General features: G+C 66.7%; 19 protein-coding genes. 18 read left to right on the top strand and 1 reads right to left on the bottom strand.

What is annotated here, in order from left to right:
- Positions 1-42: 42 nt before the first annotated feature.
- Complete coding sequence (locus QM470_RS04675) at positions 43-1,269, top strand: ABC transporter substrate-binding protein (RefSeq protein WP_283338379.1); 1,227 nt, start codon at positions 43-45, stop codon at positions 1,267-1,269.
- Between the two features lie 12 nt (positions 1,270-1,281).
- Positions 1,282-2,076 (top strand): N-acyl homoserine lactonase family protein, encoded by a 795-nt coding sequence (locus QM470_RS04680; protein WP_283338380.1) that lies wholly within the window; start codon positions 1,282-1,284, stop codon positions 2,074-2,076.
- Positions 2,077-2,089: 13 nt separating this feature from the next.
- On the opposite strand, the gene QM470_RS04685 is transcribed toward QM470_RS04680, so the two are convergent.
- Positions 2,090-2,872 (bottom strand): lytic transglycosylase domain-containing protein, encoded by a 783-nt coding sequence (locus QM470_RS04685; RefSeq protein ID WP_283338381.1) that lies wholly within the window; start codon positions 2,870-2,872, stop codon positions 2,090-2,092.
- 192 nt (positions 2,873-3,064) lie between these two features.
- On the opposite strand from QM470_RS04685, the gene QM470_RS04690 reads away from it, so the two are divergent.
- The 16 genes from QM470_RS04690 (at position 3,065) to QM470_RS04765 (ending at position 26,501) form a co-directional block, all read left to right on the top strand.
- Positions 3,065-3,733 (top strand): response regulator transcription factor, encoded by a 669-nt coding sequence (locus QM470_RS04690; RefSeq protein WP_280012216.1) that lies wholly within the window; start codon positions 3,065-3,067, stop codon positions 3,731-3,733.
- A complete protein-coding gene (locus tag QM470_RS04695; RefSeq protein ID WP_283338382.1) occupies positions 3,720-5,294 on the top strand; it encodes a sensor histidine kinase in 1,575 nt (524 codons plus the stop codon). The genes QM470_RS04690 and QM470_RS04695 overlap by 14 nt, the downstream gene beginning before the upstream one ends.
- 120 nt (positions 5,295-5,414) lie before the next feature.
- The gene (locus QM470_RS04700) at positions 5,415-5,618 is read left to right on the top strand and encodes a Flp family type IVb pilin (protein WP_280012214.1); all 204 of its coding nucleotides are present in this window, start codon (positions 5,415-5,417) and stop codon (positions 5,616-5,618) included.
- A 9-nt stretch (positions 5,619-5,627) separates the two neighbouring features.
- The gene (locus tag QM470_RS04705) at positions 5,628-6,164 is read left to right on the top strand and encodes an A24 family peptidase (RefSeq protein WP_283338383.1); all 537 of its coding nucleotides are present in this window, start codon (positions 5,628-5,630) and stop codon (positions 6,162-6,164) included.
- A 109-nt stretch (positions 6,165-6,273) separates the two neighbouring features.
- Positions 6,274-7,212, top strand: coding sequence for a Flp pilus assembly protein CpaB (gene cpaB / locus QM470_RS04710; protein WP_283338384.1), 939 nt, complete (start codon positions 6,274-6,276; stop codon positions 7,210-7,212).
- Between the two features lie 81 nt (positions 7,213-7,293).
- On the top strand, positions 7,294-8,790 hold the full coding sequence (locus tag QM470_RS04715; protein WP_283338385.1) for a type II and III secretion system protein family protein: 1,497 nt from the start codon (positions 7,294-7,296) through the stop codon (positions 8,788-8,790).
- A 37-nt stretch (positions 8,791-8,827) separates the two neighbouring features.
- Positions 8,828-9,514: a CpaD family pilus assembly lipoprotein gene (locus tag QM470_RS04720; RefSeq protein ID WP_283338386.1), complete on the top strand. Its 687-nt coding sequence runs from the start codon at positions 8,828-8,830 to the stop codon at positions 9,512-9,514.
- A gap of 2 nt (positions 9,515-9,516) precedes the next feature.
- A complete protein-coding gene (locus QM470_RS04725) occupies positions 9,517-10,767 on the top strand; it encodes a CpaE/TadZ family protein (protein ID WP_283338387.1) in 1,251 nt (416 codons plus the stop codon).
- Positions 10,768-10,786: 19 nt separating this feature from the next.
- Complete coding sequence (locus QM470_RS04730; protein WP_283338388.1) at positions 10,787-12,220, top strand: TadA family conjugal transfer-associated ATPase; 1,434 nt, start codon at positions 10,787-10,789, stop codon at positions 12,218-12,220.
- A 36-nt stretch (positions 12,221-12,256) separates the two neighbouring features.
- Positions 12,257-13,240 carry a type II secretion system F family protein gene (locus QM470_RS04735; protein ID WP_283338389.1) on the top strand — a complete coding sequence of 328 codons (984 nt, stop codon included), beginning with the start codon at positions 12,257-12,259 and terminating at the stop codon, positions 13,238-13,240.
- 17 nt (positions 13,241-13,257) lie between these two features.
- The gene (locus tag QM470_RS04740; protein ID WP_283338390.1) at positions 13,258-14,202 is read left to right on the top strand and encodes a type II secretion system F family protein; all 945 of its coding nucleotides are present in this window, start codon (positions 13,258-13,260) and stop codon (positions 14,200-14,202) included.
- Positions 14,199-15,173 carry a tetratricopeptide repeat protein gene (locus tag QM470_RS04745; RefSeq protein ID WP_283338391.1) on the top strand — a complete coding sequence of 325 codons (975 nt, stop codon included), beginning with the start codon at positions 14,199-14,201 and terminating at the stop codon, positions 15,171-15,173. The genes QM470_RS04740 and QM470_RS04745 overlap by 4 nt, the downstream gene beginning before the upstream one ends.
- Positions 15,170-15,700 (top strand): hypothetical protein, encoded by a 531-nt coding sequence (locus tag QM470_RS04750; RefSeq protein ID WP_283338392.1) that lies wholly within the window; start codon positions 15,170-15,172, stop codon positions 15,698-15,700. Before QM470_RS04745 ends, QM470_RS04750 begins: the two co-directional genes overlap by 4 nt.
- Positions 15,697-16,335 carry a TadE/TadG family type IV pilus assembly protein gene (locus tag QM470_RS04755; protein WP_283338393.1) on the top strand — a complete coding sequence of 213 codons (639 nt, stop codon included), beginning with the start codon at positions 15,697-15,699 and terminating at the stop codon, positions 16,333-16,335. The genes QM470_RS04750 and QM470_RS04755 overlap by 4 nt, the downstream gene beginning before the upstream one ends.
- A gap of 44 nt (positions 16,336-16,379) precedes the next feature.
- Entirely contained in the window at positions 16,380-18,008 is a 1,629-nt protein-coding gene (locus tag QM470_RS04760) for a hypothetical protein (RefSeq protein ID WP_283338394.1), read from the top strand.
- A 63-nt stretch (positions 18,009-18,071) separates the two neighbouring features.
- Positions 18,072-26,501: a beta-propeller fold lactonase family protein gene (locus tag QM470_RS04765; RefSeq protein WP_283338395.1), complete on the top strand. Its 8,430-nt coding sequence runs from the start codon at positions 18,072-18,074 to the stop codon at positions 26,499-26,501.
- Positions 26,502-26,521 lie beyond the last annotated feature (20 nt).

Raw genomic sequence — 26,521 nt, forward strand, 5'->3', positions numbered from 1 at the left:
CGCCAAGCCAGATAACGCGCCAGATAACGCAGGAGACACACCATGAAGTTCATCCCCCCATCGGCCCTCGTTCTTTCCGCCATCGCACTGCTCACCGGCGCAGCCCACGCGCAAGCCGGGGGCGCGAAGATCTCGGACGGCGTGGTCAAGATCGGCGTGCTCACCGACATCAACGGTCCGTTCATGGACAACGTCGGCAAAGGCTCGATCGTTGCCACCGAAATTGCGGTCGAGGAATTCGGCGGCAAGGTGCTGGGCATGCCCATCGAGATCGTGACCGCCGACCACCAGAACAAGGCCGACATCGCCTCGACCAAGACCCGTGAATGGCTGGACCGCGACAAGGTGGACGCGGTGACCGAGCTGGGCAACAGCGCCGTGGCCCTGGCCGCGATGAAGATCGCACAGGAAAAGGGGCGCATGTCCATCGTCACGGGGGCTGGCGCACAGCGCATCAGCAACGAGGACTGCACGCCCAACAATGTGCACTGGGTCTACGACTCGTATGCCCTGGCCAATGTGGGCACCAAATCGCTGGTGAAGAAGGGCTTCAAGACCTGGTACTACGTGACGGCCGACTATGCATTCGGGCACTCGCTGGAAAACGATGGCAGGAAGTTCATCGAAGCCGCAGGCGGCAGTGTCGTGGGCTCGTCACGCTACCCCTTCCCCGGCAACGACTTTGCCTCCTACATCGTCAAGGCCAACGGCAGCAAGGCCAATGCGGTGGCCATTGCCACGGCGGGCCTGGACCTGCAGAACGCCATCAAGCAAGGCCGTGAATTCGGCCTGGGGACCGGCGGCCAGGCGACGGTGGCCATGCTGATGAGCATCATGGACGTGCATGGCCTGGGGCTCAAGAACGCGGGCAATATGATGTTTGCCGAATCCTTCTATTGGGACTATGACGACGAATCGCGCAAGTTCGCCGACAAGTTCATGAAGAAGATGAAGCGCATGCCCACCGCGCTGCAGGCAGGCCAGTATTCGGCAGTGCGCACCTACCTGAAGGCGGTCGAGCAGGCCCAAAGCGACGATGTCGCCGACGTCATCAAGGCCATGAAGCGCATGCGCATCAACGACGCCTTTGCCAAGAACGGCACGCTGCGCGACGACGGCAAGATGGTGCACGACATGCTGCTGGTGAAGGTGAAGACGCCGTCGGAATCCAAGAAACCCTGGGACTATTACAGCGTGCAGGAAACCGTGCCGGGCAAGGAGGCGTTCGAGAGCCTGAACCAGAGCAAATGCCCTCTGGTGAAGAAGTAGGCGGCCAGCAGGATGCAGCCGGACGATCTGCCCCGTTATGAGGTCCTCGCCATCAGGTACGCCAGCGTCGCGCGGGTGCGGCAGAGCAATTTTCTGCACCCCATCGACGGCGATCCGGATGCCTTGATGCCGCTGGACTTCTTTGTCTGGCTGGTGCGCGGGGGCGACCAGCTGCTGCTGGTGGACACCGGCTTCAGCAAGGTCTCCGCCCTCGCCCGCCAGCGTGCATTTCTGCAGGAGCCGGTCCAGGCGCTCGGTGCACTGGGGATTGCGCCCGACGAGATCCGCGATGTTGCCATCACCCACTTGCACTACGACCATGCCGGCAATGTGAACCAGTTCCGCAATGCCCGCATCTGGCTGCAGCAGCGCGAGATGGCCTACGCCACGGGCAGGTGCATGTGCGATGCGAAGCAGAACCACTTCTTCGCACTCGACGACATTTCCGTCGTGCTCAAGCGCCTGTACGCCGGCGATGTCCGGCTGATCGATGGCATGCACCGGTTTGCGCCCGGCATCGAGTTTCACCGTGTCGGCGGCCACACCGACGGCCTGCAGGTGGTACGCGTGATGACGGCCCGAGGCTGGGTGGTGCTGGCCTCCGACGCCGCGCATTACTACGAGAACCTGGAAAAGCAGAACCCGTTTCCCGCCATCCACAGCCTGGACGACATGCTGGCCGGCTACGCGCTGATCCGGCAGCTGGCGGACAGCCCGGACCACATCATCCCGGGACACGACCCGCAGGTCTGCGCCTTGTTCCCGCCCCTTAACCTGTCAGGTTCCTCCATCCACCGCATCGCCTGAGCAGCGGCGCACGTCACTGCGCGTGCAGACCAAAGCCCTGTTCGAATTTCTGCAGCTCCACCGTGTCGCCGCGAAACAGCTGCACGCCCGCGTTGTGCCCGGCAGACCGCACCAGTTGTGCCCGGCCCTTCGCGGCCGTGACATACGGCTCCTGGGCGGCGGTGGGCGATGGCGCTTCGGCGCCCTGCATCTTCCGGAAGATGCGCATCACCTTCTCGACATAGCCCTGGGTCTCCGGGTAGGCCGGAATGCGGTTGCCGGCCTTGCGCACCGCACCTTCGCCCGCGTTGTAGGCTGCCAGCACCAGTTCGGTCTGGCCGTTGAACTGGCGCATCAGATCGCGCAGATAGCGCGCGCCGGCGTCGACATTGACCGGCAACTGGTGCAGCTTGCCGCGCAGGGCCGCCGCATCGGCTGCCTGCACCCCGTAGCGCTGGGCCGTACCGGGCATCAGCTGCATCAAGCCGATCGCGCCCTTGGGGGAGACCGCCATGGGATTGAAGCCCGACTCGACCTGGGCAATGGCGTGCAGCAAGGCGTATTCCAGGCCATGGCGCTGGGCGCCCCCTTCCAGCGCAGCGCGGATATCCGCATTGGGCTCGGCATGGCCTGCCGCTGCCGCCGACGGGGAACGGACTTCTGCCTGCAGGTCCTTGATCAGCAGGCGGTAGCTGTCATCCAGCGCGCGCTCGGCGAAGCGGGCCACGCCGGCATCGTCGAAAGAGACGTAGACGTCGGCGGCATGGACCAGCGACGACGCAACGGCGAATGCCGTGACTAAAGAAATCTTAAGCACAAGAAACGTACGGAATAGTTAAAGTAGCTGACAGGTCGACTCAACATTAATGATAATCATTATCAATCAATGTCGTAACACAAAGTTTTTTCCTTGCGTTGCCCCGGCGGCACCCAGGAATTGCAAAGCGCAGCGTCACCCCCTCGCCTGCGCTTTGGTCCTGTCCCGCAGCCGCCTGTATGAGAGTTGAATGTGCGAATTCTGTTAGTCGAAGACGATAGCAAGGTCAGCTATTGGCTGGGCACCAAGCTCAGATCCAGCGGGCATGACTGCGTCCAGGTGGACAGCGGTGAGCAGGCGCTGGACCTCCTGTCCCAGGAAGCGTTCGATGCCGTGGTGCTGGATCGCATGCTGCCGGGTATCGACGGCATCGAGGTGCTGCAAAGGCTGAACGGCCGCCCCCATCCCCCGGTGATCATTCTGTCCACCCTGGACACGGCCAGTGAACGGGTGCTGGGCCTGCGCGCCGGTGCCGAAGACTACCTGGGCAAGCCCTTTGATTTCCCCGAGCTGCTGCTGCGCATCGAACTGCTGGTCCGCCGCACGGAAGCCTCTCCCACCCGCAGCACCCGCCTGCATGTGCACGATCTGCAGATCGATATGGTGCGCCACTCGGTCTCCCGCTCCGGCCAGGTCATCGACCTGACGGACAAGGAGTTTCAGCTGCTGCGCACCCTGGCCGAACACACCGGCCAGATCGTGCCGCGCGGCATGCTGCTGGAAAAGGTGTGGGGGCTGCAGTTCGATCCACAGACCAATCTGATCGACGTACACATCTCCAAATTGCGCGCAAAAATCGACAAGAGCTTTGCCCGCCCGTTGCTCAAGACTGTGCGTGCGATCGGCTATGTCCTCGGTTGATCTGACGTTCGCCCCTGCCTCCACTCCCGCCCGACGCGACGCAGCACAGCTGGCCAATGAATGCCGCATGGCCTGGCGGCCGTTCTGGCGCAGCCATTCGGCACCCAACCTGCCGCGCTCGGGCTCTCTGGCGCTGCTGATCCGCACCAGCCATTTCCGGCAGGCGGCCTGCTTTGCCTATTTCTTCCTGCTGGTCACGCTGGGCTCCATCCTCTGGGGCCAGCATCTGCTGGAACAGGTGCTGGTGACGCACGTCAAGGACATGGTCACCGCGGAAATCCGGACCCAGCAGATGCTGGATGCGCACGGCAGCGCCGAGCGGCTGACGGCGGCACTGAACCAGCGCGAGGCCACAGCCCCACGGCGCGAGCGCGCCACCGCCGTGCAGGCGGCCAACGGGCAGTTGCTGCATGGCCGCTCCGAGCTGCTGTTCCCCGGCCTGTGCTCTTCCGCCGCCCCATGCCACGGCTGGCTGCGGGCGCGCCAACAGACCCCGGACGGCGTGGTGCATGAATGGCTGGCCCATTCGCATGCGCTGCCCGAAGGCGGGCGCTACATCATCGGCTACGACATCCTGCCGATGCTGGACCGGATCTACCCCGTTCCCCTGGCCGCAGGCCTCAGCATCTTCATGGTGCTGCTGGTCAGCCTGGGGGCCGGTCTGTATTTCAGCCTGAACGGGGTGCGGCGCATCAACCAGACCCGGCAGGCCATGGGCCGCTTCGCCCGGGGCGAACTGGACAGCCGCGTGCCCCTGCAAAGCCGCCACGACGAGTTCGATCTGCTGGGCCAGGACGTGAACCATGCCCTGACCCGCATCAACCACCTGATGGAGGCCGTGCGCAATGCCTCCAACCACATTGCCCACGAACTGCGCACCCCGCTGACACGGCTGCAGCAAAGGCTCAGCAACATTGCCGACGCCGCCCAGGGCGACCGCGCCGTGGCCCTGGAGCTGGCCCTGGCCCGGGAAGAGCTGCAGCATATCCAGAGCCTGTTCCGCACGGTGATGCGCATCAGCGAGATCGAAACCGGCCGCTGCCTGCATGAACCCGCCCCGGTGGCCATCCAGGCCCTGTTCGGGGATCTGAAGGAGTACTACGAGGTACTGACCGAGCAACGCGATCTGTCCCTGGTGATCGACATTCCCCCCACCATGCCCACCTTGGTGGGCGACCGCGCACTGCTGCTGCAGGCGCTGGTCAACCTGGTCGACAACGCCCTCAAGTACGCCCCCACCGGCAGCACCATCACCTTGCTGGCGCGCGCCGATGCCAGCCATGTCTCGCTGGGCGTGGCCGACCAGGGCCCGGGCATCGACGCCGCGCAACGCACCCAGGCAGTGCTGCGTTTCCAGCGGCTGACACGGGACCGCAGCATCCCCGGATACGGCCTGGGCCTGGCGCTGGTGCAGGCCGTGGCCAGCCTGCATGGCGGCAAACTCACGCTGAGCGACAACCCTCTGAAAAGCGCATCCACGCAACGCGGATTGCTCGCATTTTTGAGTATTCCGCATACCCCTGGCGACACTCTCGGGCCCGGCAACCTGAAGGATTTTTAATGATCCGATTGTTGTGGATCAATCCGAAATGATTTTCAATACACCTTCTACTGCAGGCCCGTGCCTGCCAGGGGGTGGACGTTTTCTTCTGCCTCTCAACCTCTTCCAGGAGCATTCAAAGTGACCTCGCGTATTCGCCAATTCCTTCGTGACGAAAGTGGTGTGACCGCCATCGAGTACGGCATCCTGGCCGCCGCCATGGCCGCGGCCGTGGGCGTCATCTTCGGCTCCGACGGGGCCTTCATCACTGCGCTGCGCGAGAAGTTCAAAAGCATTGCTTCGGACATCACCAGCTCGGGCACGGACATCAAGTCCGCCAAATAAAGCTTCGGCATGAGCACGGCACTATCACTCTCCCACCTGGTGCTGACCCCGGCACTGGTGTACGTGGTCGTGTCGGATCTGCTGTATCGCCGCATCGCCAACTGGCTGCTGGCCGCCCTGCTGACCCTCTGGCTGCTGCACACCGGCCTGCAACTGCTGCAGGGCCACGCCGACCTGCATGCCCTGACGATCGGCGCCAGCGCCTCGGCCGCCGTGCTGGTGGCCGGCTATCTGCTGTTTGTCATGCGCTGGATGGGTGCTGGCGATGCCAAGCTGATGGCCGTGCTCTGCCTGTGGCTGGGAGAGCAATCGCTGCTGTTCCTGATGGTGACCGCGCTGGCGGGAGGCCTGCTGGCCCTGGCATTGCCGGTGCTGGCGCTCTTCGAGCGCGGCCTGGCCCTGGCACTGATGCAGCTGAATGCATGGCTGCCCCGCCCTGCGGCAGTGCCCCTTCCCCATTCCCTGCGCGAACACCCCATTCCCGGCATTCCGTACGGCATCGCGATTGCCATGGGTGCCATGCTCGTTCTCTGGGGCAGCTTCTAGCCCTGCACCACCACCCCACGCTCCACCGCTGAATCGAACTCCAGGCATTGCTGCAGGTGCTTCCACCGCCATTTAATGCGAATAAAAGCACGAATCATTATCATTTAATATGAAAACACGTCCCTTGATCCTGCTGGCGGGTGCTGTCACCCTGGCCGCGGCCAGTGCCCTGGTCGCCCGTGCACTGATGCGTCCAGCACCACCCGTGACCATCGTCAAGGAAGTCCCTGCCGCATCGGCGCCCGCCCCCACCTTGCGGGTACTCACCATCGACCGTGCGGTGGAGATCGGTGAATTCATCACCAGCGACAACGTGGGCTGGAAGGTGCTCCCCGCAGACAGCGTGCATGGCGACCAGCTGGTCGGCACCACCGACGCCGACCGCCACCGCCTGGAACGGGATGTCTTCGGTGCCGTCGCCCGCCAGGCCATGCCGGCTGGCACCGCCTTGCGCCGCCCCTTGTTGGTCAAGGCCGGCGAGCCCGGCTTTCTGTCCACGGTGCTGCCGCCCGGCAAGCGCGCTGTGTCCATTCCCACCAGCGTCGTTGCCAGCAATGCGGGGCTGGTCAGCGCCGGCGACCGGGTCGACGTCATCCTCAACCTGAACCGCGCCGATCTGCTGCCGCCCAGCACGGACCCCAACGGCTCCTTCAATCTGCTGGCGGCGCAGACCATCGTCCACAACGTGCGCGTCCTGGCCCTGGACAGCACCACCGAAGGCATCGCCCCTGACATGGGTGCGGAAGCACCTTCGCCCGAGGACGCAGCCAAACGCAAGACACCCACCACGCAGCCCGTCAAAAAGCATGTGAGCGCCACACTGGAAGTCTCCCCCGAAGACGCCGAGCGCCTGGCCCTGGCACGCGAAGCCGGCACGCTGCAACTGGCATTGCGTGGCGCACGCGAAACCGGCGCCGCCACCGCGTCTGCCTCCAGCCCCACCCGGCTGCACGACGTGTCTTCCGTGCTGAAGGCCGCGCCTGCTGCCCCGGTCGCCAGCTACCGGGGAGCCACCGTCAGCTACGAACAACCGGCACAGCGCCCCTGAGTGCCTGCCATGGCCTGCCTCTTCCCTCCAGCCGTGCTGTCCCGCACCACGGCCCACGCCCACCGTCTCCCAGCTCCGTCCATGACACTCCAACCGCCCAGCACCTGCGGCATCTTCACGGCCAAGCGCATCAGCCTCGGCCTGGCATGCGCGTTCAGCCTGCTGCACACCGCGCACGGCCAGCCCGTCCCCCTGCCTGCCATCCCCACCCCGGCCAAGGCGCTGCCCCATGCCATCACCCAGGCGCAGCCCACCGAACGGTTGGAGCTGGTGGTGAGCCAGGGCCATCTGCTGAAGCTGCCCGCCGAGGCGGCCAAGGTGCTGATCGCCGATCCGCGCATTGCCAACTTCCAGATGCCGGCGCGCAACCAGGTCTATGTGTTCGCGCTGGCCGCCGGCAAGACCACGCTGTACGCCCTGGACAGCCAGGACAAGGTCATCGCCTCAGTGCTGGTGGAGACCCGGCACAACCTGCCCAATCTGAAGTCCCAGATCGAACGCTCCGTGCCCGGCGCACAGATCGAGCTGGAGCCCGTGCTGGACAACCGCATGATCGTGCGCGGCAAGGTGCGCACACCGATTGAAGCGCGCCAGGTGGTCGAACAGGTCCAGGCCTACCTGGAGGGTGCCAGCGCCACCATCAGCCGCAGCGCAGGCGGCAATACCGCAGGGGCTGGCAACACCGCACGCGCCGGCGCAGGCGCCGGGGCTGGCAACAACTCCACGCCGAACGTGATCAACCAGCTCAAGGTGGATCTGTCTTCCCAGGTCAACATCCAGGTGCGCGTGGTGGAAGTCTCGCGTTCGCTGTCGCACGAGCTGGGATTCAGCTGGGACACCGTGCTCAACCCCAAGTACGGCCTGTTCGGCGCCGACAGCAGCATCCAGATCGGCACGGGTGGCTCGACCGTCTTCAATGCCGTCACCGGCGGTGTGCAGATCGGCGGCAGCTTCAAGCCGCGCAATGGGCGCATCGGCAGCCTGAACGGCCTGTTGAAGGCCATGCAGACCGAGGGCATGGCCACCTTGCTGGCCGAGCCCAATCTGACCGCCCTGTCCGGCGAAAGCGCGGCCTTCGCCGTCGGTGGCGAGGTGCCCATCGTCATCCTGACCAACAACAACGTCCAGATCGAATACAAGTCCTACGGCGTGATTCTGCGGATGACGCCCACGCTGCTGTCGCCCAACCGCATCAGCCTGCACATCGCCCCCGAAGTCAGCGAGCTGACCGAGGACGGTGCCGTCAACCTGGAAGGCCTGACCATCCCGGCCTTCCGCGTGCGCCGTGCGGACACCACCGTCGAGCTGGCCAGCGGGCAGAGCTTCGCACTGGCCGGCATGTTGCGCTCCACCACCGCTCAGACCGTCTCCGGCGTACCCGGCCTGAGCAGCATCCCCTGGCTGGGCCGCATGTTCGAGAGCGAATCCACCCAGAAAGCCGAAACCGAGCTGGTGATCATCGTGACCGCCAACGTGGTGGACCCCGTCGTTGCCACGCAGCTGCAAGTGCCCGGCCAGGGGCTGCCGCAGATCGACAGCAACCTGCCAGCGCAGGCGGCCATCGGCTACCTCTACTGACGCGGACATCCCCACTGCATTTCAGGAACTCGTCTCCATGCGTTTGTCTTCCCTCCCCCCCCTTCCCTGGCAGGCCGCGGTGCTGGCTGCCGCAGCACTGCTGCTGGCCGGTTGTGAATCCCCTCTCAATTCGGTGCGTGCCAAACGCTTCGGTGCGGGCGACCCGCTGCCTGTCGCGCCCCGTGTGGAACCCCGTGCCCTGGCCCTGGGCCTGAACGCCAGCCCGGACCAGCAGGCGCTGACCCCGGAATCCACACGCGCCGCCAACGCGCTGCTGACCCAGCAAGGCCGCATTGCCGACCAGACCCTGAGCATCACGCCCTTCAGCGCACAGGCCGAACCGCTGGCACAGCGCCTGGCCCAGGCCCTGGTGCGCAGCGGTGCGCAGGCCCCCCGGGTGCTGCCGGTGCCCACCGATGAGGTCCGGCTCACCCAGGCGTCCACCGCCGGCTGGGCGCTCGAGCTGCAGTCCGAAGCCCTGACTGCCGACAGCACGCGCTGCCAGATCGCCAACCGGCGCAACTGGACCATCCACCCCTACCACGGCGTCGGTCCGCTGGGCTGCGCCAGCCGCGCCAACGTGGCCGCCATGGTCAGCGACCCGCGCGATCTGGCGCGCCCACGCACGCTGGAAGCGGCAGATGGCCGCGCCGCCGTGCTGGCCGTCGAGCGCTACCAACGCGGTGAGATCCGCGACCTGATCGATATCGACTTCGAGGAATGACCATGAGCGAAGCAACGTCCTCCGCCCAATCGACCACCGTGTCCCTGGCCGTGTTCGCCGCCGCCACGGAGCTGCCCTCCATCGAGGACCAGCTCCAGCGCCTGCAGCGCAAGGCCGATCTGCTGGTGCCCGGCGGTCTGGCCGAAGCCGCCAGCTGGTGCGCCGGCAATGCCAGCGCCCAGACGCTGTTGGTGGATATCGCCGGACATCCGCACCCCCTGGCGGCCTTGCTGGAACTGGCCACGCAGTGCGGTCCCACCTGCCGGATCGTGGCGCTGGGCGTCCAGGACGACGTGGCGTTCTACCGGCAACTGCTGTCTGCCGGCATCTTTGATTACCTGCTCAAGCCGCTGCGCCTCGACATCCTGGCGGACACGCTGGCACGGGCCGAGGAAGACCGCCCCCTGGGCCACGACGGCGTGGTCCGCGCCGGCCGTACGGTGGCCGTGGTCGGCACATCCGGCGGCGTGGGCACCAGCACCCTGGTCACCGCCCTGGGCCAGTGGCTGGCCCAGGCACAGCACACCCCGACGGTGCTGGTGGATTTTGACCGCCGCCAGTCCGACCTGCCCTTGCTGCTCGGCCTGGAAGCCGATGCCGGCCTGGCCCACCTGCTGGATGCGCCATCGATCGACCCGCGTCTGCTGCAGCGCACGCTGCTCAATGGCAGCGTGGGCACCACCGCCTCGCGCCTGCAGCTGCTGGCCCAGCGCCCGGGCCCCGAAACCCCGGTCGCCCCGGAACGGGTGCTGGAACTGGGCGCGGCCCTGTGCCAGCTCTTCTCGCTGTCCCTGTGGGATCTGCCTTCGCACCGCCCGGCCGGCAGCGATGAGGTGCTGATCCACGCCGATGTCCGCATCGTGCTGACAGAGTTGAATGTGCAAGGCGCACGCAACACCCAGAGGCTGCTGTCCGAGATTGGCGACGAACGCGACGGGCAGCAACTGCTGCTGGTGACCAGTGCCGCACACCATGTGAGCCAGGCCGTGCTCAGCGCCGAGCAGTTCCAGTCCTTTGTGGGACGCACCATCCATGCGCATCTGCCGCATGCAGGCGATGTCCTGGCGGCCAGCCTGCTGCAGGGCGCCCTGGAGCGGAACAACGCACCGGCCTATGCACAGGCCATCTCCAACCTGGGACGCGGTCTGCTCAACCTGCCGGCACACAGCGCGGCGGAGCCGGTCGACGGCCTGCTGCAGCGCCTGTCCCGCCAGCTGGGCTTGCGCCCTGCGCCGCGCAAAGCCGCGGTCTGATGCCAGGAACAGTACGACCATGATGTTGCTTCGCAAGTCGCCGCCCGCCGCCAGCGTCACCGCCCCTGTGGCCCCTGCCGCACCGGTGCAGACCGCCGCGCCCCCCATGGCGCCCCAGCCACAGCGCCCGGTCGCAGCCGCCCCGTCCGAGCCTGCGCCTGCGCGCAGGGCTGCAGCCTCCGCACCGGCACCCCTCGCGCACCCCATCTCGGCGGAGCATGCCGGCCACCGCCGTGTCATCCGCGATGCCTTGTTCGAGCAGATCGACCCGCTCAAGGCGGCGGTCATGCCGCGGGAGCAGCTGCAGACCCAGATCGATGCGCTGATCCGCCGCATCTGTGACGAGCAGCGTCTGCAGCTGGCCAGCCAGGAAGAGCAGGCCATTGCACGCCAGATGCTGGACGAGATGGTGGGCGTGGGCCCCATCGAGCCGCTGCTGCACGATGATTCCGTCAACGACATCCTGGTCAACGGTGCGGGCCAGATCTTTGTCGAGCGCTTCGGCAAGCTGGAACTGACCCCCATCACCTTCATCGACGAAGAGCATGTGTTCAACACCGCGCAGCGCATTGCCACGCGGGTCGGACGCCGCATCGACGAAGCCAACCCCATGGTCGATGCCCGTCTGCCCGATGGCAGCCGGGTCAATGTGATCACCCACCCGCTGGCACTGGACGGCACGACCATTTCCATCCGCAAGTTCATGCGACGCGACCTGTCGCTGGAATCGCTGGCCCAGCGCGGCGCCATGTCCATGGACATGGCGGTGCTGCTGCGCCGCGCCATGGAAGCGCGCCTGAATGTCATCGTCTCGGGCGGGACCGGCGCCGGCAAGACCACCTTGCTGAATGCACTGTCCCAGCGCATCAGCCCGGATGAGCGCATCGTCACCATCGAAGACGCGGCCGAGCTGCAGCTGCAGCAAATCCACGTGGTGCGCCTGGAAACACGGCCCGAAAGCGCCGAAGGGTCCGGCCGCATCGACCAGCGCGACCTGCTGAAGAACGCGCTGCGCATGCGCCCGGACCGCATCATCCTGGGCGAAGTGCGTGGCGGTGAGTGCTTCGACATGCTGCAGGCCATGAACACCGGCCACGACGGCTCGCTGTGCACCGTCCACGCCAACACCCCCCGCGACGCACTGTCGCGGCTGGAGAACATGGTGATGATGGCCAATATGCAGCTGCCACTGGCCGCCATCCGCCGCCAGATTGCCAGTGCCGTGGACCTGATCGTCCAGATCGAACGCATGCGCGACGGGGGTCGGCGCCTGGTCTCCATCGTCGAAGTCTGCGGCATGGAAGAGGAAGTGATCCAGACCCAGGAGCTGTTCGCCTTCCGCACCCACCCGTCCGCACATGCCGGTCAGGTGGTGGGCGAACACCAAGGCTCCGGGCTGCGGCCGAACTTCTACACCGAGAAATCCCATCTGTTCGACACCGCGCCGAACTGATGCGCCTCGCCCTGCAACGCCACCCACTTTCTCCCCATGCTTGACCTGTTCACCCTGCTCATCTTTCTTCTGGTGCTGATCGGTTTCTACACCGTCCGCGCCTGGAGCCGCCGCCAGCGCCGGGAAGAAGCAGTGGCCCAGCGCATGGAACAGCTGCGCCAGCAGATGGCGCGTGAGCAAGGCCTGTCGTCCGCCGTGCTGGCCGAGGCGGATTCCATCGCCCTGCCGGGCATGCCGGACCTGCTGCCGGCCTGGCCCTGGCTGGGCCGCAAGCTGGAGCATCTGCGCGCCGGCCTGAACGCCCTGGGCTGGTACGGCACGCTGCGCATGCGCCTGTTGTTCAGCATCTGCGGTGCCTTGCTGGCCGGCATGGTGCTGGCCCGCATGACGGACACCAGCCTGGCGCTGGTGCTGGTCAGCGCGCCGCTGCTGTGGCTGCTGGGCAGCGCCTGGGCCTACCAGAACGCCATGGCCAAGCATGTGGCGGCGCTGGCGCGCACCCTGCCCGAGGCCATCGATGCCATCACCCGCATCTGCCGCTCCGGCGTGCCGCTGCAAAGCGCCTTCGGCATCGCTGCCGATCACCTGCAAGGGCCGCTGGCAGCCGAGCTCCGGGAAATCGAGAACTGGCTCAAGCTGGGCATTCCCTTGAAGCAGGCCATGCAGCAATCGGCCGACCGCATGCCGCTGGCCGAGTACCGCTTCTTCGCCGTGATCCTGATCATCAGCCAGGAGTCGGGAGGCCGCCTGGGTGACACGCTGGAGCGGCTGGCCACCACGCTGCGCGCCCGCGCCGAGCTGGGCATGAAGGTGCAGGCCAAGACCTCCGAAGCACGGGCCTCCGCCAAGATCGTCGCGCTGCTGGTGCCCGGCGTGCTGCTCTACATGTACCTGAACGCGCCCGAGGACTTCCGCTTCATGTTCAACGATCCCGCAGGGCTCAAGGTCATGACCTATGTGGCCATCAGCGTCGGTCTGGGCCTGCTGATCACCCACCTGATGGTCAAGCGCATCCGTTGACCCCCCTTCCGCCCGCCATGACCTTGTCCATCGATTACCCCATCGTCCTGCTGCTTCTGGTCTTTGTGACCGCGCTGGCATTGACGCTCTGGCTGCTGTACCGCGAATCCCGCCAGAACCCCCTGCACCGGCGCCTGGGCGCGGCACCGGCCGGCACGGATGCCCCGTCCGTGGCCGCCATTGCCCATGACCACCATGCGCCCCTGTCCCCGCTGCTGCGCGAGATCGCACGCATCGGCCTGCGATTTGCCGGAACCGCCCAGGACCGCAGCAACAGCGAACGCCTGCTGGCACAGGCGGGCTGGCGCCGTCCCGAAGCCCTGGGCCTGCTGATGGCAGCCAAGTACAGCTGCGGCCTGGTGCTGTGCGGCCTGGCCCTGTTCGGGCTGCTGGGTCCGCAGAGCCGCACCGGCCTGACCGGACTGGCCACCGGGCTGATCGCCCTGTTCGCCGGCACCACGCTGCCCGAACTGCTGGTCAAGGTCCGGGCTGCACGACGGCATGAGGCGCTGGCGCGCAGCATGCCCGACGCCCTGGACCTGATGGTGATCTGCGCCGAAGCCGGCCTGCCCTTCCCCCGGATCCTGAAGACTGTGTCGCGCGAGCTGGGCCTGAGCGCGCCCATCATGGCCGACGAGCTGGCCTATACCAGCGCCGAACTGCAGCTGCTGCCCGACCGCGCTGCGGCCCTGCGCCACCTGGCCGACCGCACCCGCGTCCCCACCGTGGAAAGCATGGTGGGCTCGCTGATCCAGGCCGAGCGCTATGGCACCCCGCTGGCCCAGGCGCTGCGCACCATCGCAGAAGAAAGCCGCAGCCGCCTGATCCTGGAGCTGGAGGAGAAGGCCGGCAAGCTCCCCGCGCAACTCAGCCTGCCGCTGATGACCTTGATCCTCCCCCCCGTGGTGGCCATCGTGGCCACGCCCGCGCTGATGCGCGTCGTCCGTTCGCTGATGCAATGAAGCCGTTCTCCCCCTCCACCGCCTTGCTGCACCTCTCCCGCCGGCGTACGGCCGGCATGGTGCTGGCGATGTCCAGCACCCTGCTGACCGCATGCGGCGGCCTGACCATCCGTGCCGACGCCGGTCCCGGCCCCACCAGCCGCAACACGCCCCCCAAGGTGACCGCGGCCGCGGCCCCCACACCGCCGCGCGCCGTCACCGATCCGGCCGTCGACGGTCTGCAACTGGCCCGCTTGATGCGCGACCAGGGGCGCTACGAAGGTGCCTCCGAAATCTATGCCCAGCTGGAGCAGCGCGGCAGCCTCAAGCCGCTGGAGCTGCTCGAATACGCCAGCGTGGCCGCCAACTTCCAGTCACCCCAGGACAGTCTGGCCCTGTATGGCCGTGCCCGGCGTGCATTGCGCGAATCCGGTGTGAGCGTGACATCCGATGCCACGGCCACCCTGTGCAACGGCCTGGGCCGTGCCCGCATGGCGCTGGGCCAGCGTGATGCTGCCCTGAACGATTTCGACTGCACGCTGGCCGTGGCGCCCGACAACGTGGTGGCCCTGAACGCCAAGGGCGTGCTGCGGGATGCCCAGGGGGCGCACGACCAGGCCCGCGCACTGCTGCAGCATGCCAACGAGGTCGATCCCGCCGACCTGCGGGTGGTCAACAACCTGGCCCTGTCCCACCTTGCGGCCGGCGATGCGGCACAGGCCGAGCAGTTGCTGAGCCAGGCCACCCAGAACCGCCAGACGCCCTTGTGGGCGTCCCTGCAGCTGAACCTGGCTTTTGCCCAGTGGCTGCAAGGCCAGGAGGCGCGCAGCAGCCGGTCGCTGTCCGCCCTGATGGATGACGGTCAGATCCGCCAGGCACTGGCCGATTTCACCCAGCGCCGCGAACGCATCCAGGGCGGCAGCCCGGTGGCCACCGAACTGCTGGCCGCCAGCCGGCGGTGGCTCCCGCTGCGCGAAAAGGCCCAGCCGTGACGCAGCGCCCATCCCGCCTGCGCCGCGCCGCTTTGCACCAGCACCGAGGGGTGCTGGCGGTCGAAGCCGCCTATGTGCTGCCGGTTGTCATCGCCGCCGTGATGATGTTCATGGAGCTGGCCAGCATCGGCCTGACCATCAACATGGGTGCCAGCGCGCTGGAGCGGGCCGTGCAGCAGTTTCGCCAGGACGGTGTCAACGCGCTGCTGCAGGGACAGGACATGCAGGGGCTGCTGCGCACGCGGATGGCGCAGGCCTCGCACCGCTACCTGGCCGAGGAGGACATCGCCACCATCGATATCGAGCCCTACGCCACGCTGGACGCCATGGGCGGCGGCGATGCCGCTGCCCAGGCCAGCAACACAGGCAATCTGTCCGATGTGCCGGCCTGGCGCATCTCGGTCGACATCCGCAAGGAATTCATCACCCCGCTGCCACGCCTGCTGGGCATGGACAGCAATGCCTTCCGCTACCGCTACCAGCAGGTGCTGGCCTACCTGCCCCAGCCCAGCGAGAACACGCCATGATGCAGCGCCTGCATGCCCTGCTGCAGTGCAGCCGCAGACAGACCGTGCATTTCGGCCGCAGCACCCGCGCGTCCGTCGCGGTGGAGACCGCGCTGGCCCTGCCCATTCTGATCAGCGTCGGGCTGCTGGGCGCAGACCTGCAGCGCATCCAGACCGAGCGCATCCGCCTGGAAAACACGGCAGGGGCCATGGCACTGAACCTGGCTGCACAACCGACGCTCAGCGCCGCAGGACTGGATGCCCTGGGCGCCGTCGCCATGCAGGGGCATGAAGCCGGCCAGCAGCTCATCGTGCTCCATGTCCGGCCGTCCGGCCGCATCAACTGGGCCTTGCAGCGCGGCGGAGCCCGCGACCTGTGCGACGCCCTGTCCCTGCAAGGCCAGTACGCCGGCACCCTGCCCGAGCGCCCCGCCGAGGATGCGACGGCCAGCAGCGACAGCAGCGAGCGGTCCATGGTGGTCGTGCGGGCCTGCCGCAGCACCGACGAGATCCTGCTGACCAGCGGACTGGCCATGCCTTCCACGCTGGACACCACCGCCATCTACCGCTCCACCGCCGCCGACATCGAACTGGACGACACGCTCCAGGCCGAGAGCGACGCCAGCGGCCTGGCCTACCAGGAGCAAGGCCGGTGACAGCGCTTCCCGACAACCCCACGCCACACCGGCATGAGACGCTTATGCAGACCCCGCAGCAAGCCCCCGCACACCGCGCCCTCCCCCTTCGGCATGCATCGCGCCAGCGCGGCGCTGCGGCCATCTTGCTGCTGCTGCTGATCTCCGCCGTCGTCGCATTGGCGGCCTACAGTGCCGACGGCACCCGCATGACCGCCGGCGCAGCCCAGCTCAAGCGCGCCACCGACGCCGCGGCGCTGGCAGCCGCCCAGGCCTATGCCGCCGATGCCAATGCCGACATCCAGGCCATCGCCGAGCAGTACGTCAGTGCCAACCTGGGCATGGATTCCGCACAGACCGGGCGGCAGGTGCGCGTGAGCACCGCCACCTTCACCTATGGCAGCAATGCCGACCCTGCGGTGCGCGTCACCGCCACCTTCGAAGCCAGCGCCATGCTCAAGGACGCCGGTCCCCAGGCCGTCAGCGTGCATTCGGCCGCCGCGGCCCTCAAGAGTGCGCTGGAAGTGGCGCTGACCCTGCCCAACTCGGGCTCGGAAAACGAACGCAACCTGGCCGTGCTGCGCCGCCTGGGCATGCACTTTGCCGAGAACCTGGTCAAAGACCGCAAGGAGGCCTGGCTGGCCCTGGTGCCGTTCAGCCAGTCGGTGAATGTATCGCCCGACTACACCAACCCCAGCACCCGTGCGCCAGTGGGCCCCAGTGCCAACCACCGCCAGCGCCTGAACACCTGGGCCATGCCTTCGGCGCTGCGGCCGATCGAGCTGACCTCCCTGTTCCGCACCGGCTACAGCGGCCTGCACGACCCCCGCATTCCCGACCGCCGCGCCAACCTGCTGTGCATGTACCGGGGTCTGAACCGCGGAGAGAACTACTACTGGGACAAGGCGCCCAGCGGGCAGTTCCAGATCTATTACCGCCACGATCTGCCCATAAACGGCAGCCCGGGCGCCAACCCCATTTCCTGGCGCGGCCCCAATCCGGACATCTGGCCGGACCAGACCGTGGACACGCGTTTCATGGTGGCCGACAAAGGCTGCCCATCGGCGCCGCTGCTGCCCCTGACCAACGACATGAACAAGATCGAGGAACGCCTCGGTCAGATGTCGACCCGCTTCAACACCAACTACGCCATCGCCATGGGCTGGAGCGCCATGGCGCTGGCCCCGGCCTTCCGCGGTACCGCCGGCTGGAACCTGGAGGACGATCTGCCCAAGGACTTCAAGGACGACGGCGGCAACAGCTACAAGGCCATCGTCATGCTGGTCAACACCACCGGGGAGCGCTGGTTCGACAGCGATGCCTACAACGCCTACAACGCCCAGCCCATCGATGGCGAAACCGGCTCCGATGGCGAAAACACCAGCCTGCGCACCCAGCGTTTCGCCCGCCTGTGCGACAGCTTCCGCGAGCGCAAGCTGCGCTTTTTCATGATCGCCGTCGGACAGGACGAAATTGCCAACAACGACCTGGGCGCCGAAGGCACGGTCGATGGCGCGTCGGAGTTCCGGCGCCTGGCCGGCCCCGGCCTGGCCCGCTGCGCGGTCAAGAGCAGCGACATCACCTACATCCAGGGGTTTGACTTCGCTGCCGCCGAAAGCCGCATCCAGGATCTGCTGGACAAGGTGCTGAGCGACATCCGCCAGCAGAGCTCCTACGTCTACCTGGTCGAGTAAGCCGCCGCTGCGCCCCTCCCCCAATTCCCTCTTTTTTTCTGTTCACTGTCCTGGAAGACTGCCATGACCACACGCAAGCCACTGCAACGCCCATTCCGCGCCCTGGCCCTGGAGCCACGCATCCTGCTGGATGCCGCTGCGGTGACCACCGCCGCGGAGGTGGCCGTGCAGGCCGAGGCGCCTGCGACCAGCACGGCGCCCGGCGTCGAGGCCACACCGGTCCACAGCACCATCACCATCACCGACAGCACGGACAGTTTCCCGCCCGTGGATTTGTTCACGGACGTCAACGTGTCCCTGGAGACGGATGCCAGCGACGGGACCGATGCCCTGCAGGCGCTGGTCATCACGGTGGACCGCACCGGCAGCAACCAGGCGCTGGTGATCGATGGCAAGGCCATCCAGCTGATCGCAGACAGCAATGGAAACACCCGGGACAACTTCAGTGGCTATGTCTACAGCGTGAGCGTCAGTGGCACCACCACGACCATCACCATCCAGCTGAATTCTTTCGATAACGCCCCTGCGGATGTCAATGCCCTGATCGACGGCATGGCCTACCAGGCGCTGGACAAATCGGTCGCTGCCGGCACCGTGACCGTGGCCCTGCACAGCCTCAGCGACGAAGGCGGCGAGACCACCGACCTGCGTGCCATCCACGCCACGGTCGACGTGGACAGCCAGGTCAACGTGCCTCCGGTGATCTCCGGCGACCTGCTGAAAGAAGCCGAGGCGCTGAATGCAGGGGTCCTGGCGGGCTCCACCGAAGTGGCCTATTCTGCTGACAGCAAGTACGTCTATGCCGCCGGTTCAAACAGCAGCATCAGCGTGTTCGAAGTCAGCGACACCGGCAGCCTGGTGCTGAAGCAGACCCTGACAGGGGTTCAGGATCTGGGCACGGTCAGGCACATTGCGGTGAGCGCGGACGGCAAGTCGGTCTACACCGCCTCCAGCAGCGGTACCCTGGTGCTGTTCAGCGTCGGTGCCGATGGCAGCTTGAGCCACAGCGCCAGCATTGCCGTCGGTTCTGCTGTCACGGGCGGCATCGCCATCTCCGACGACGGCAAGCAACTGTATGTGGGCAGCCAATACAACGGTCTCTACATCTTCAACCGCGATGTCGATACCGGCGCCCTCAGCGCACTGTCCGGCCGTCCCGAGGGACGCAGTGGCATCGTGACCACCTCCGGCAACTATGTCTACGTGAGCTACGCAGCCGCTGGCATCGTGACCCCGCCCAGCATCTCCGTGTACCTGCGCAGCGCATCGGGAGACGGCCCACTGACCTTGGTCGACGCCATCGAAGTCAGTGCCAGCAGCACGGACCTGGTGGCCTCCGAAGACGGCCGCTACCTGTATGTGGGCACCAGCAGCGGGGTCACCATCTATACGCTGGGCGCCGACAACCAGCTCACCCAGGCCAATGTGATCAGCGGCATGCAGGTCGGCAGCCTGTCGCTCAATGCAGCGGGGGACCGGCTGTATGTGGCCGCCACCGATGGTGTGGTGCACACCTACAGTGTGGCGGACGATGGCAGCCTGACCAAGCTGGGCACGGTCACCAGCGCCACCAACGGCCAGGAAATCACCGTGTCCGCCGACGGACAGTCGGTGCTGGTGTCCGGCAACGGCCTGAGCCGTTTCTCTTCCATCCAGACCCTGATCCGGGGTGAAGCCATCCCCGTGGCCAGCGGCCTGAGCCTGAGCGATGCCAACTTCGACCGCCTGGCCGACGGCAGCGGCAACTACAGCGGCGGCAAGCTGCTGATCGAACGCGCGGGCGGCGCTTCGGCCAACGACGTGTTCGGCCTCAGCAGCGGCAACGGCCTGACACTGGAAAATGGCGAAATCCGCAAGGACGGTCAGACCATCGCCACGTTCACCCAGAGTGGCGGCACCCTGACCGTCACCTTCCTGGACGGCACCAGCCGCGCCGATGCCAATGCCGTGCTGCACCAGGTGACCTACAGCAACACCGGCTCCTCGGACGCCAACGGCAGTGTGGTGACGCTGGAGCTGCGCGCCAACGACGGCCAGGTGGACAGCCAGGCGGTGACCCTGGATGTGCTGCTGACCCGCAATACCGCCCCGGTACTGGGCACCACGCCCACCACCGGTGCATCCTATGACACGACGGGCACCGTCGTGGCGCTGTTCAAGGACACGACCGTCAGCACCGGCGAGATCGGCCAGTCCATCATCGAGCTGACCCTGGCCATCGATGGTCTGAACAACGTGGCCAACGAATTCATCATCGTCTCCGGCACACGCATTGACCTGTCCCATTCCAGCAACGGCAACGCCGGTGCCTACAGCTACACCTATACCCGCAGCGGCGACAGCGCCACCCTGGTCATCACCAGCAGCAGCGGCATGAACGCCGCCGCGGCCCAGACCCTGGTCAACGGCATCGCCTACGCCAACGACACGCAGGCAGCCACCACCGGCACCCGCAGCTTCACCATCACCAGCATCCGCGACAACGGCGGCAATGCCGGCGGTGGCGACGACACCGGCGAGCCCGGCATCAGCGCCAGCATTGCCCTGGCCATCAACAATGCGCCGCAATGGCAGGCCGAGGTCAGCGACCCCGATCCGAGCCTGTACTACGTGGACGGAACGCTGAGCGGCTACAACGAATATGTCACCGACATCGTGGTGTCCGAAGACGGCAAGACCCTGGTCATCAGCGGCAGCACCACGGCCACAGGCACCGGCGCCGCAGCCGTTCCCGGCGGAACCAGCTATGTCCGCATCTACGCACGCGATGCGGCGAGCGGGGAACTGACGCTGGTGCAGAGCTTCACCCAGGGCGAGAGCGACAACCCCGACACCGAGGTGATCGAGGCCAACGGGCTCAACGGCGTCACCACCATGGCCATGCAGGGAGACTCTCTGTATGTCGCCGGCTACGGTGTGGGCGGTGGCTCGGCCGTCTACTCCATCGTGCTGCTGACGCGCGGCGCCAACGGCCAGTTCAGCTATGGCGGTGTCGTGGCGGCACAAGGCCAGAACGGCGTCACCGGGCTGGATGCGCCGATCTCCGAAATCGTCCTCTCGGCCGACGGCAAATCGCTCTACACCATCAACGGGGTGACGGCCATCGACGTCACCACCAACAAGTCCGGTCTGGCACAGTTCTCGCGCGACACCACCACCGGCGCCCTGACCTATCTGGGCACCTATGTGGGTGGCAGCACGGCGCTGGGCATGAACCTGCCTACGGGCATCGTCATCTCGCCCGACGGCACCTCGGTCTACGTGGCCAACCGCAGCGGCAGCATGCTCACCGTGTTCGCGCGTGACACGCAGACCGGCGCGCTGAGCTATGTCGGCCTGGTCAATGACGCCAGCATCGTGGCCGACCCCGACAGCGGCGCACGCCCCAGCGACAACCGCTACCTGTCGCAGCTGCAGGACATCGTCATCTCGCCGGATGGCAACTTCGTCTATGTCGGCTCCGGCGACATGGCCATGGTCTCCATCTTCAGCCGCAACGCAGGCGATGGCAGCCTGACCTATGTCGGTACCCTGGACCTCTATGGCAAGGGGCTGACACCCGCCAACGCGCTGTCCGTGCGCGAGATGGCCATGTCCAGCGATGGCTCTGCGGTCTATGTCGGCATGTACGGTGGATCGCTGCTGGTCTTCTCCCGCGACACCACCACCGGCGCACTGACCTTCGCCAGCGCACTGAGCACCGGCCTGCGCACCAGCCAGATCGCCGTGAGTGCAGACGGGCAGAACCTCTACACCGGTCGCAGCCAGGCCACCACTGGCGTCAGCGTCCTCTCCGCCCTGCCGCACACCGGTTATGTCGCCAGCCGTGCCACCACGCCCTTCAGCGACGGCATCAGCTTCTCGGACCCGGACTTCGACGCCCTGGGCAGCTACCAGGGCGCCGAGCTGACCATCAGCCGCAGCGGTACCGTCTCTGCGAACGATGTGTTCGGTTTCCAGAACGGCGCAGGCCTGAGCCTGGTGGGCAACCAGATCGTGCAGGACGGCAACGCCATTGCCGAGTTCACCGCGGCCAACGGCACGCTGACCATCCGCTTCACCGCCGCGGTGGACAAAGCCACCGCCAACCAGGTGCTGCAGCAGGTCAGCTACCGCAACGACAGTGCCGAAGCCCCTGCACGCGTGGACCTGAAGCTGACCGTCGGCGACGGCGGCAAGAGCACCGAAACCACGCTAGCGCTGCTGCTGACCGCACCCGATCCCACGCTGTCGGCCACCGGCCAGCAGACGGCGATCACCGTCGGCTCCGGCCAGCTGCCCGGCCCGGTCGACCTGTTCGAGCAGGTCACGGTAGGCCTCAGCGCAGACGGTGAACCCCTCACCGATCTGGTCATCACCGTGGACCGCAGCGGCGCCGACCAGGCACTGGTCATCGATGGCCAGGAAGTCGCCCTGCAGGCGGGCAGCGGCCAGACCAGCGCCAACGGCTACCAGTATGTGGTCGAGGTCACCGATGGCGTGACCCGCATTCACATCAGCATCGACAGTTCCACCAGCGGCGCCACACCGCAGGCGGCGGCCGCATTGATTGACGGCCTGGCCTACAAGGTGCTGAACGATGCCGTCAGCGCGGGCACGGTGACCGTCACCCTGGCCAGCCTGAGCGATACCAGCGACCAGATCGAACCCGGCATCAGCGCCACCATCACCCTGCAGGAGCACAGCCAGTTCCCGTCGCTGGGCGCCGAAGCCGGCGCGCTGGACTACGCCGACCTGCTGACCCAGCTGGATGCCAATGGCAACAACCAGCTGCAGGGCATCCAGGGCATCACCGTCGTCGGCGACAAGGTGTTTGTGGTCCGCTCCAGCAGCGACTGGGTCTATGACGAAGAGACGAATTCAGGCGAAGACATCGCCGTCAACTCCATTTCCGTCTACCAGCGCACGGCGGATGGCACGCTGCAACTGCTCGAAAGCAAGGACATCACCGGGCTGACCGGTGCCGCCACCCTGCATGCCTCGGCCGATGGCAGCACGGTCTATGTGACCGGCGCCGATGGCGTGGCGCTGTTCAACGCCAGCGATCTGCAGCAGCTCGGCACCTTTGGTGGCGACATCGGTCTGGTGAGCGATGTCGTGGCCCAGGGCAACCATGTCTATGTCACCGCCGACGGCAAGCTGCTGGTGTTCACCCGCAATGGTGCGGCGCTGACCTTCGTGGACACCCTCGAGGATGCGGGCGATACCGGCATGCAGCTGGATGGCGCCAATGCCATGACCCTGTCGCCCGACGGCACCACCCTGTACGTCGCCACCTCGGGTGGCAACACGCTGGTCAGCGTGTTCACTGTCGGCGCCGATGGTGCGCTGACATTCAAGGAAGCAGTCCCTGGGGCCGGCACGGCCGAATTCGGCTATTTCGCCTCGGCCCTCACGCTGTCGGCCGATGGCAGCACGCTCTACGTGATCGACAACCAGTCGCTGCTGCATGTGCTGGATGTCGCGGCCGACGGCCACCTGACGGCCACGGAGACCATGGAATTGGGCTCCGGCGACAACATCACGGCCAAGGATGTGATCGTGTCGCCGGATGGCAAGAGCGTGGCCGTGATCGGTGAGCTGGGCTCCAGCGACAACTGGAACACCTATGCGGTCTTCCTCTACAGCCGTGCCGAAGACGGGGCACTGACGCTGGTGCAGAAGGTTGAAGGCTTCGGTGATTACGCCAACTATGCCGGTACCACTTTCAGCGAGGTGCGCCATGCCGTGTTCAGCGCGGACGGCCAGCAGATCTATCTCACCGGCAGCCTCCGGGATTCGACCAACAGAGAGCGGGATGGGGAAGGCCTGATCGTCCTCGACCTCAAGCCCCGCACCGTCACCTTCACCGAAGACGGTGCCCCGGTCGCCCTGCTTCCCGGCGGCACCCTGTCCGATCCGCAGCTGGATGCAGCCAACGACTATGCCGGCGCCAGCCTGGTGGTCGAACGCAGCGGCGGTGCCCAGGAAGGCGATGCCTTCACTTTTGTCGCGGACAACGGCCTGGAACTGAAGGCCGACGGCACGATCTGGAAGGGCAACACGGCGATTGCCAGTTTCGTGGAGTCCAACGGCAAGCTGACCATCACCTTCCTCGCCGGCACCAGCCAGGCCGATGCCCAGCAGGTGCTGCGCCAGGTGGCCTACGCCTCCAGCAGCAACGACCCGACCCGCAACGGCGACAGTGCCAGCTTCCATCTGGTGTTCAACGACGGCGACGGCCACAGCGTAACCCTGGACGCCTCGGTCGACCTGGTCGGCATGAACGATGCCGCCGTGGTGAGCACCACCCCGCAAACCCCGACCTTCACTCCCGGCGGCGCCGCCGTGGACCTGTTCCAGAACACCCAGATCGACACCATCGAGCAGGGCCAGAACGTCCACCGGGTGGTGCTGACGATCACCGGCGTGACAGCAGGCGACATGCTGGGGGTCGACGGCGGGCAGATTCCCATCGACCAATCCGTGGACTGGATGGCCCATGTCGGGGACAGCCAGATCGAGTACCGCATCAGCGTCAGCAACGGTGTGGCCACCGTGACCCTGTACGTGGCACGCAGCGGTGCTGCGGCAGCCGACGTCATTGACGGCCTGAGCTACAGCCATACCGGCGCGGAAACCAGCGGCACACGCACCATCGGCCTGGAGCTGTTCGAGGACGTGGACTGGCAGCATCCCGAGCCACAGAACGCCCGTGCAACTTTCGAAGGCCAGGCCATCGTCACCCTGGAGGCCGCCCGCCCGGTGTCCGAGACAGCTTTGCCGGAGCTCACGGCCACCGGCGTGCCAGGCCAGCTGGAAATCGGCAGTGGTGCCTTGCCCGCCGCCGTGGACCTGTTCCGCGACGTGACGGTACTGGCAGGCAATGACGGCGAACCGCTGACGGCCCTGCACCTCACCGTCAACCGCAGCGGTGCCGACCAGGCCCTGGTCATCGACGGGCACGAGATCCGCCTGGAGGCCACCGAAATGGCCCAGACAAGTGCGAATGGCTACGTCTATTCCGTGGCGGTCAACGCCGACGGCAGCGCCAGCGTCAAGATCTTCATCGACGCCAGCGCAGCCAATTCCCCCGCCGACGTGGAGCGACTGGTTGACGGCATGGGCTACAAGGTGCTGTCCAGCACCGTCGCCGATGGCGATGTGGTGGTCACCCTGACCGGCATCAGCGATTACGACGATGCGCCATTGAACATCAGCGCCAGCATCGCCGTCAGCCATGAAGCCGGCACCGAGCCGGTGAACACGCCCCCCACCGCCCAGCCGGGCAGCTATGCACTGGCCCAGGCCACCGCCGGCGAGGGCTACAGCGTGGTGCTGCCCGAGCAGCTGTTCGCCGACGCGGACGGCGACCAGCTGGCCTGGAGCATCGACGGCACCCTGCCCGCAGGGCTGGCGTTTGATCCGGTGACCCGCACGATTTCCGGCACTCCCGCCACCGCCGGCGACACCGTGCTGACGATCCGCGCCACCGACCCGTCCGGCGCCAGTGCGGAGATCCCGCTGACCTTGCGGGTTCAGGCGGCCAGCACCGAACCCGGAACCGACCCCGGCACCAATCCGGGAACCGACCCGGGGACCAACCCCGACCCGGGAACCAATCCCGACCCAGGGACCAATCCGGGCACCGGCTCCGACGCGGATGTCACCCCCACGGTGCTTCCGCTGGACCAGTTCATCCAGTCCCATGACCGTGCAACAGAAGCCGAGGGCCGCAGCCGCTTCCCCGAACTGCTGTCCGCGGCAGAGCCGGTCTTGCCGGCACGCCCGGCCGGCACCGGCGCCCCCATGCTGTCCCGTGGCACCACACCGGGCCACGAAGCAGCGCCCGAGCCAACCACCGCGCGTGCCACGCTGGCGGTGCTGGATGCCATCCGTGCCCAGCACGAAACAGAATCCGCTGCCCCGGCCTACCCGCTGCAGCTGGCCGATGGACAGTCTTCACCGCTGGTGGTACTGGCCAGCGAAAACGGAGCGGCCTTCCAGGCCCAACGCAGCACGGTGGCGGGCCCCTGGCAGCGCGACCTGGCTGCCAACCGCATGGTCTTCCAGCTCCCTGCCGGCCTGGTGAGCAGCCGCATTGCGATTGCCAGCGTGGAACTGCGCGACAGCCATGGCCGCCTGGTCGCACCGTCCGTGCGTCTGGACCTCGAAAGCGCCAGCATCATCGCCACCGGCCAGAACGCCAAGGCCATGGACCTGCGCATCGTGGTGCGCACCGTCGACGGCCAGTCGCTCACCATCCCTGTTCACATCGATGCCGCTGGCACTGCGTTCTCACGGCCTGCCGGCACCGCCAGCATCGCCAGTGACGAGGCCGGCCCTGCCGCCATCGCCACCAAGCCGGCGCTGAGCGAGCAGCTGCACCACAGCGCCTCCAGCAACCTGCTGGCACAGGCCCAGGCGCTGCTGGAACGGCTTTCCAGCGGCCCCATGACCACAGAGGCCGGTGAAGCTGCCGCGCAAGAACCCGCCAGCACCCACGCCGCCTGATTCCCTGATTTTTTGCCCAT

This window comes from Comamonas sp. 17RB, assembly GCF_030056555.1.
In the GTDB taxonomy this organism is placed as follows: Bacteria; Pseudomonadota; Gammaproteobacteria; order Burkholderiales; family Burkholderiaceae_C; genus Comamonas; species Comamonas terrigena.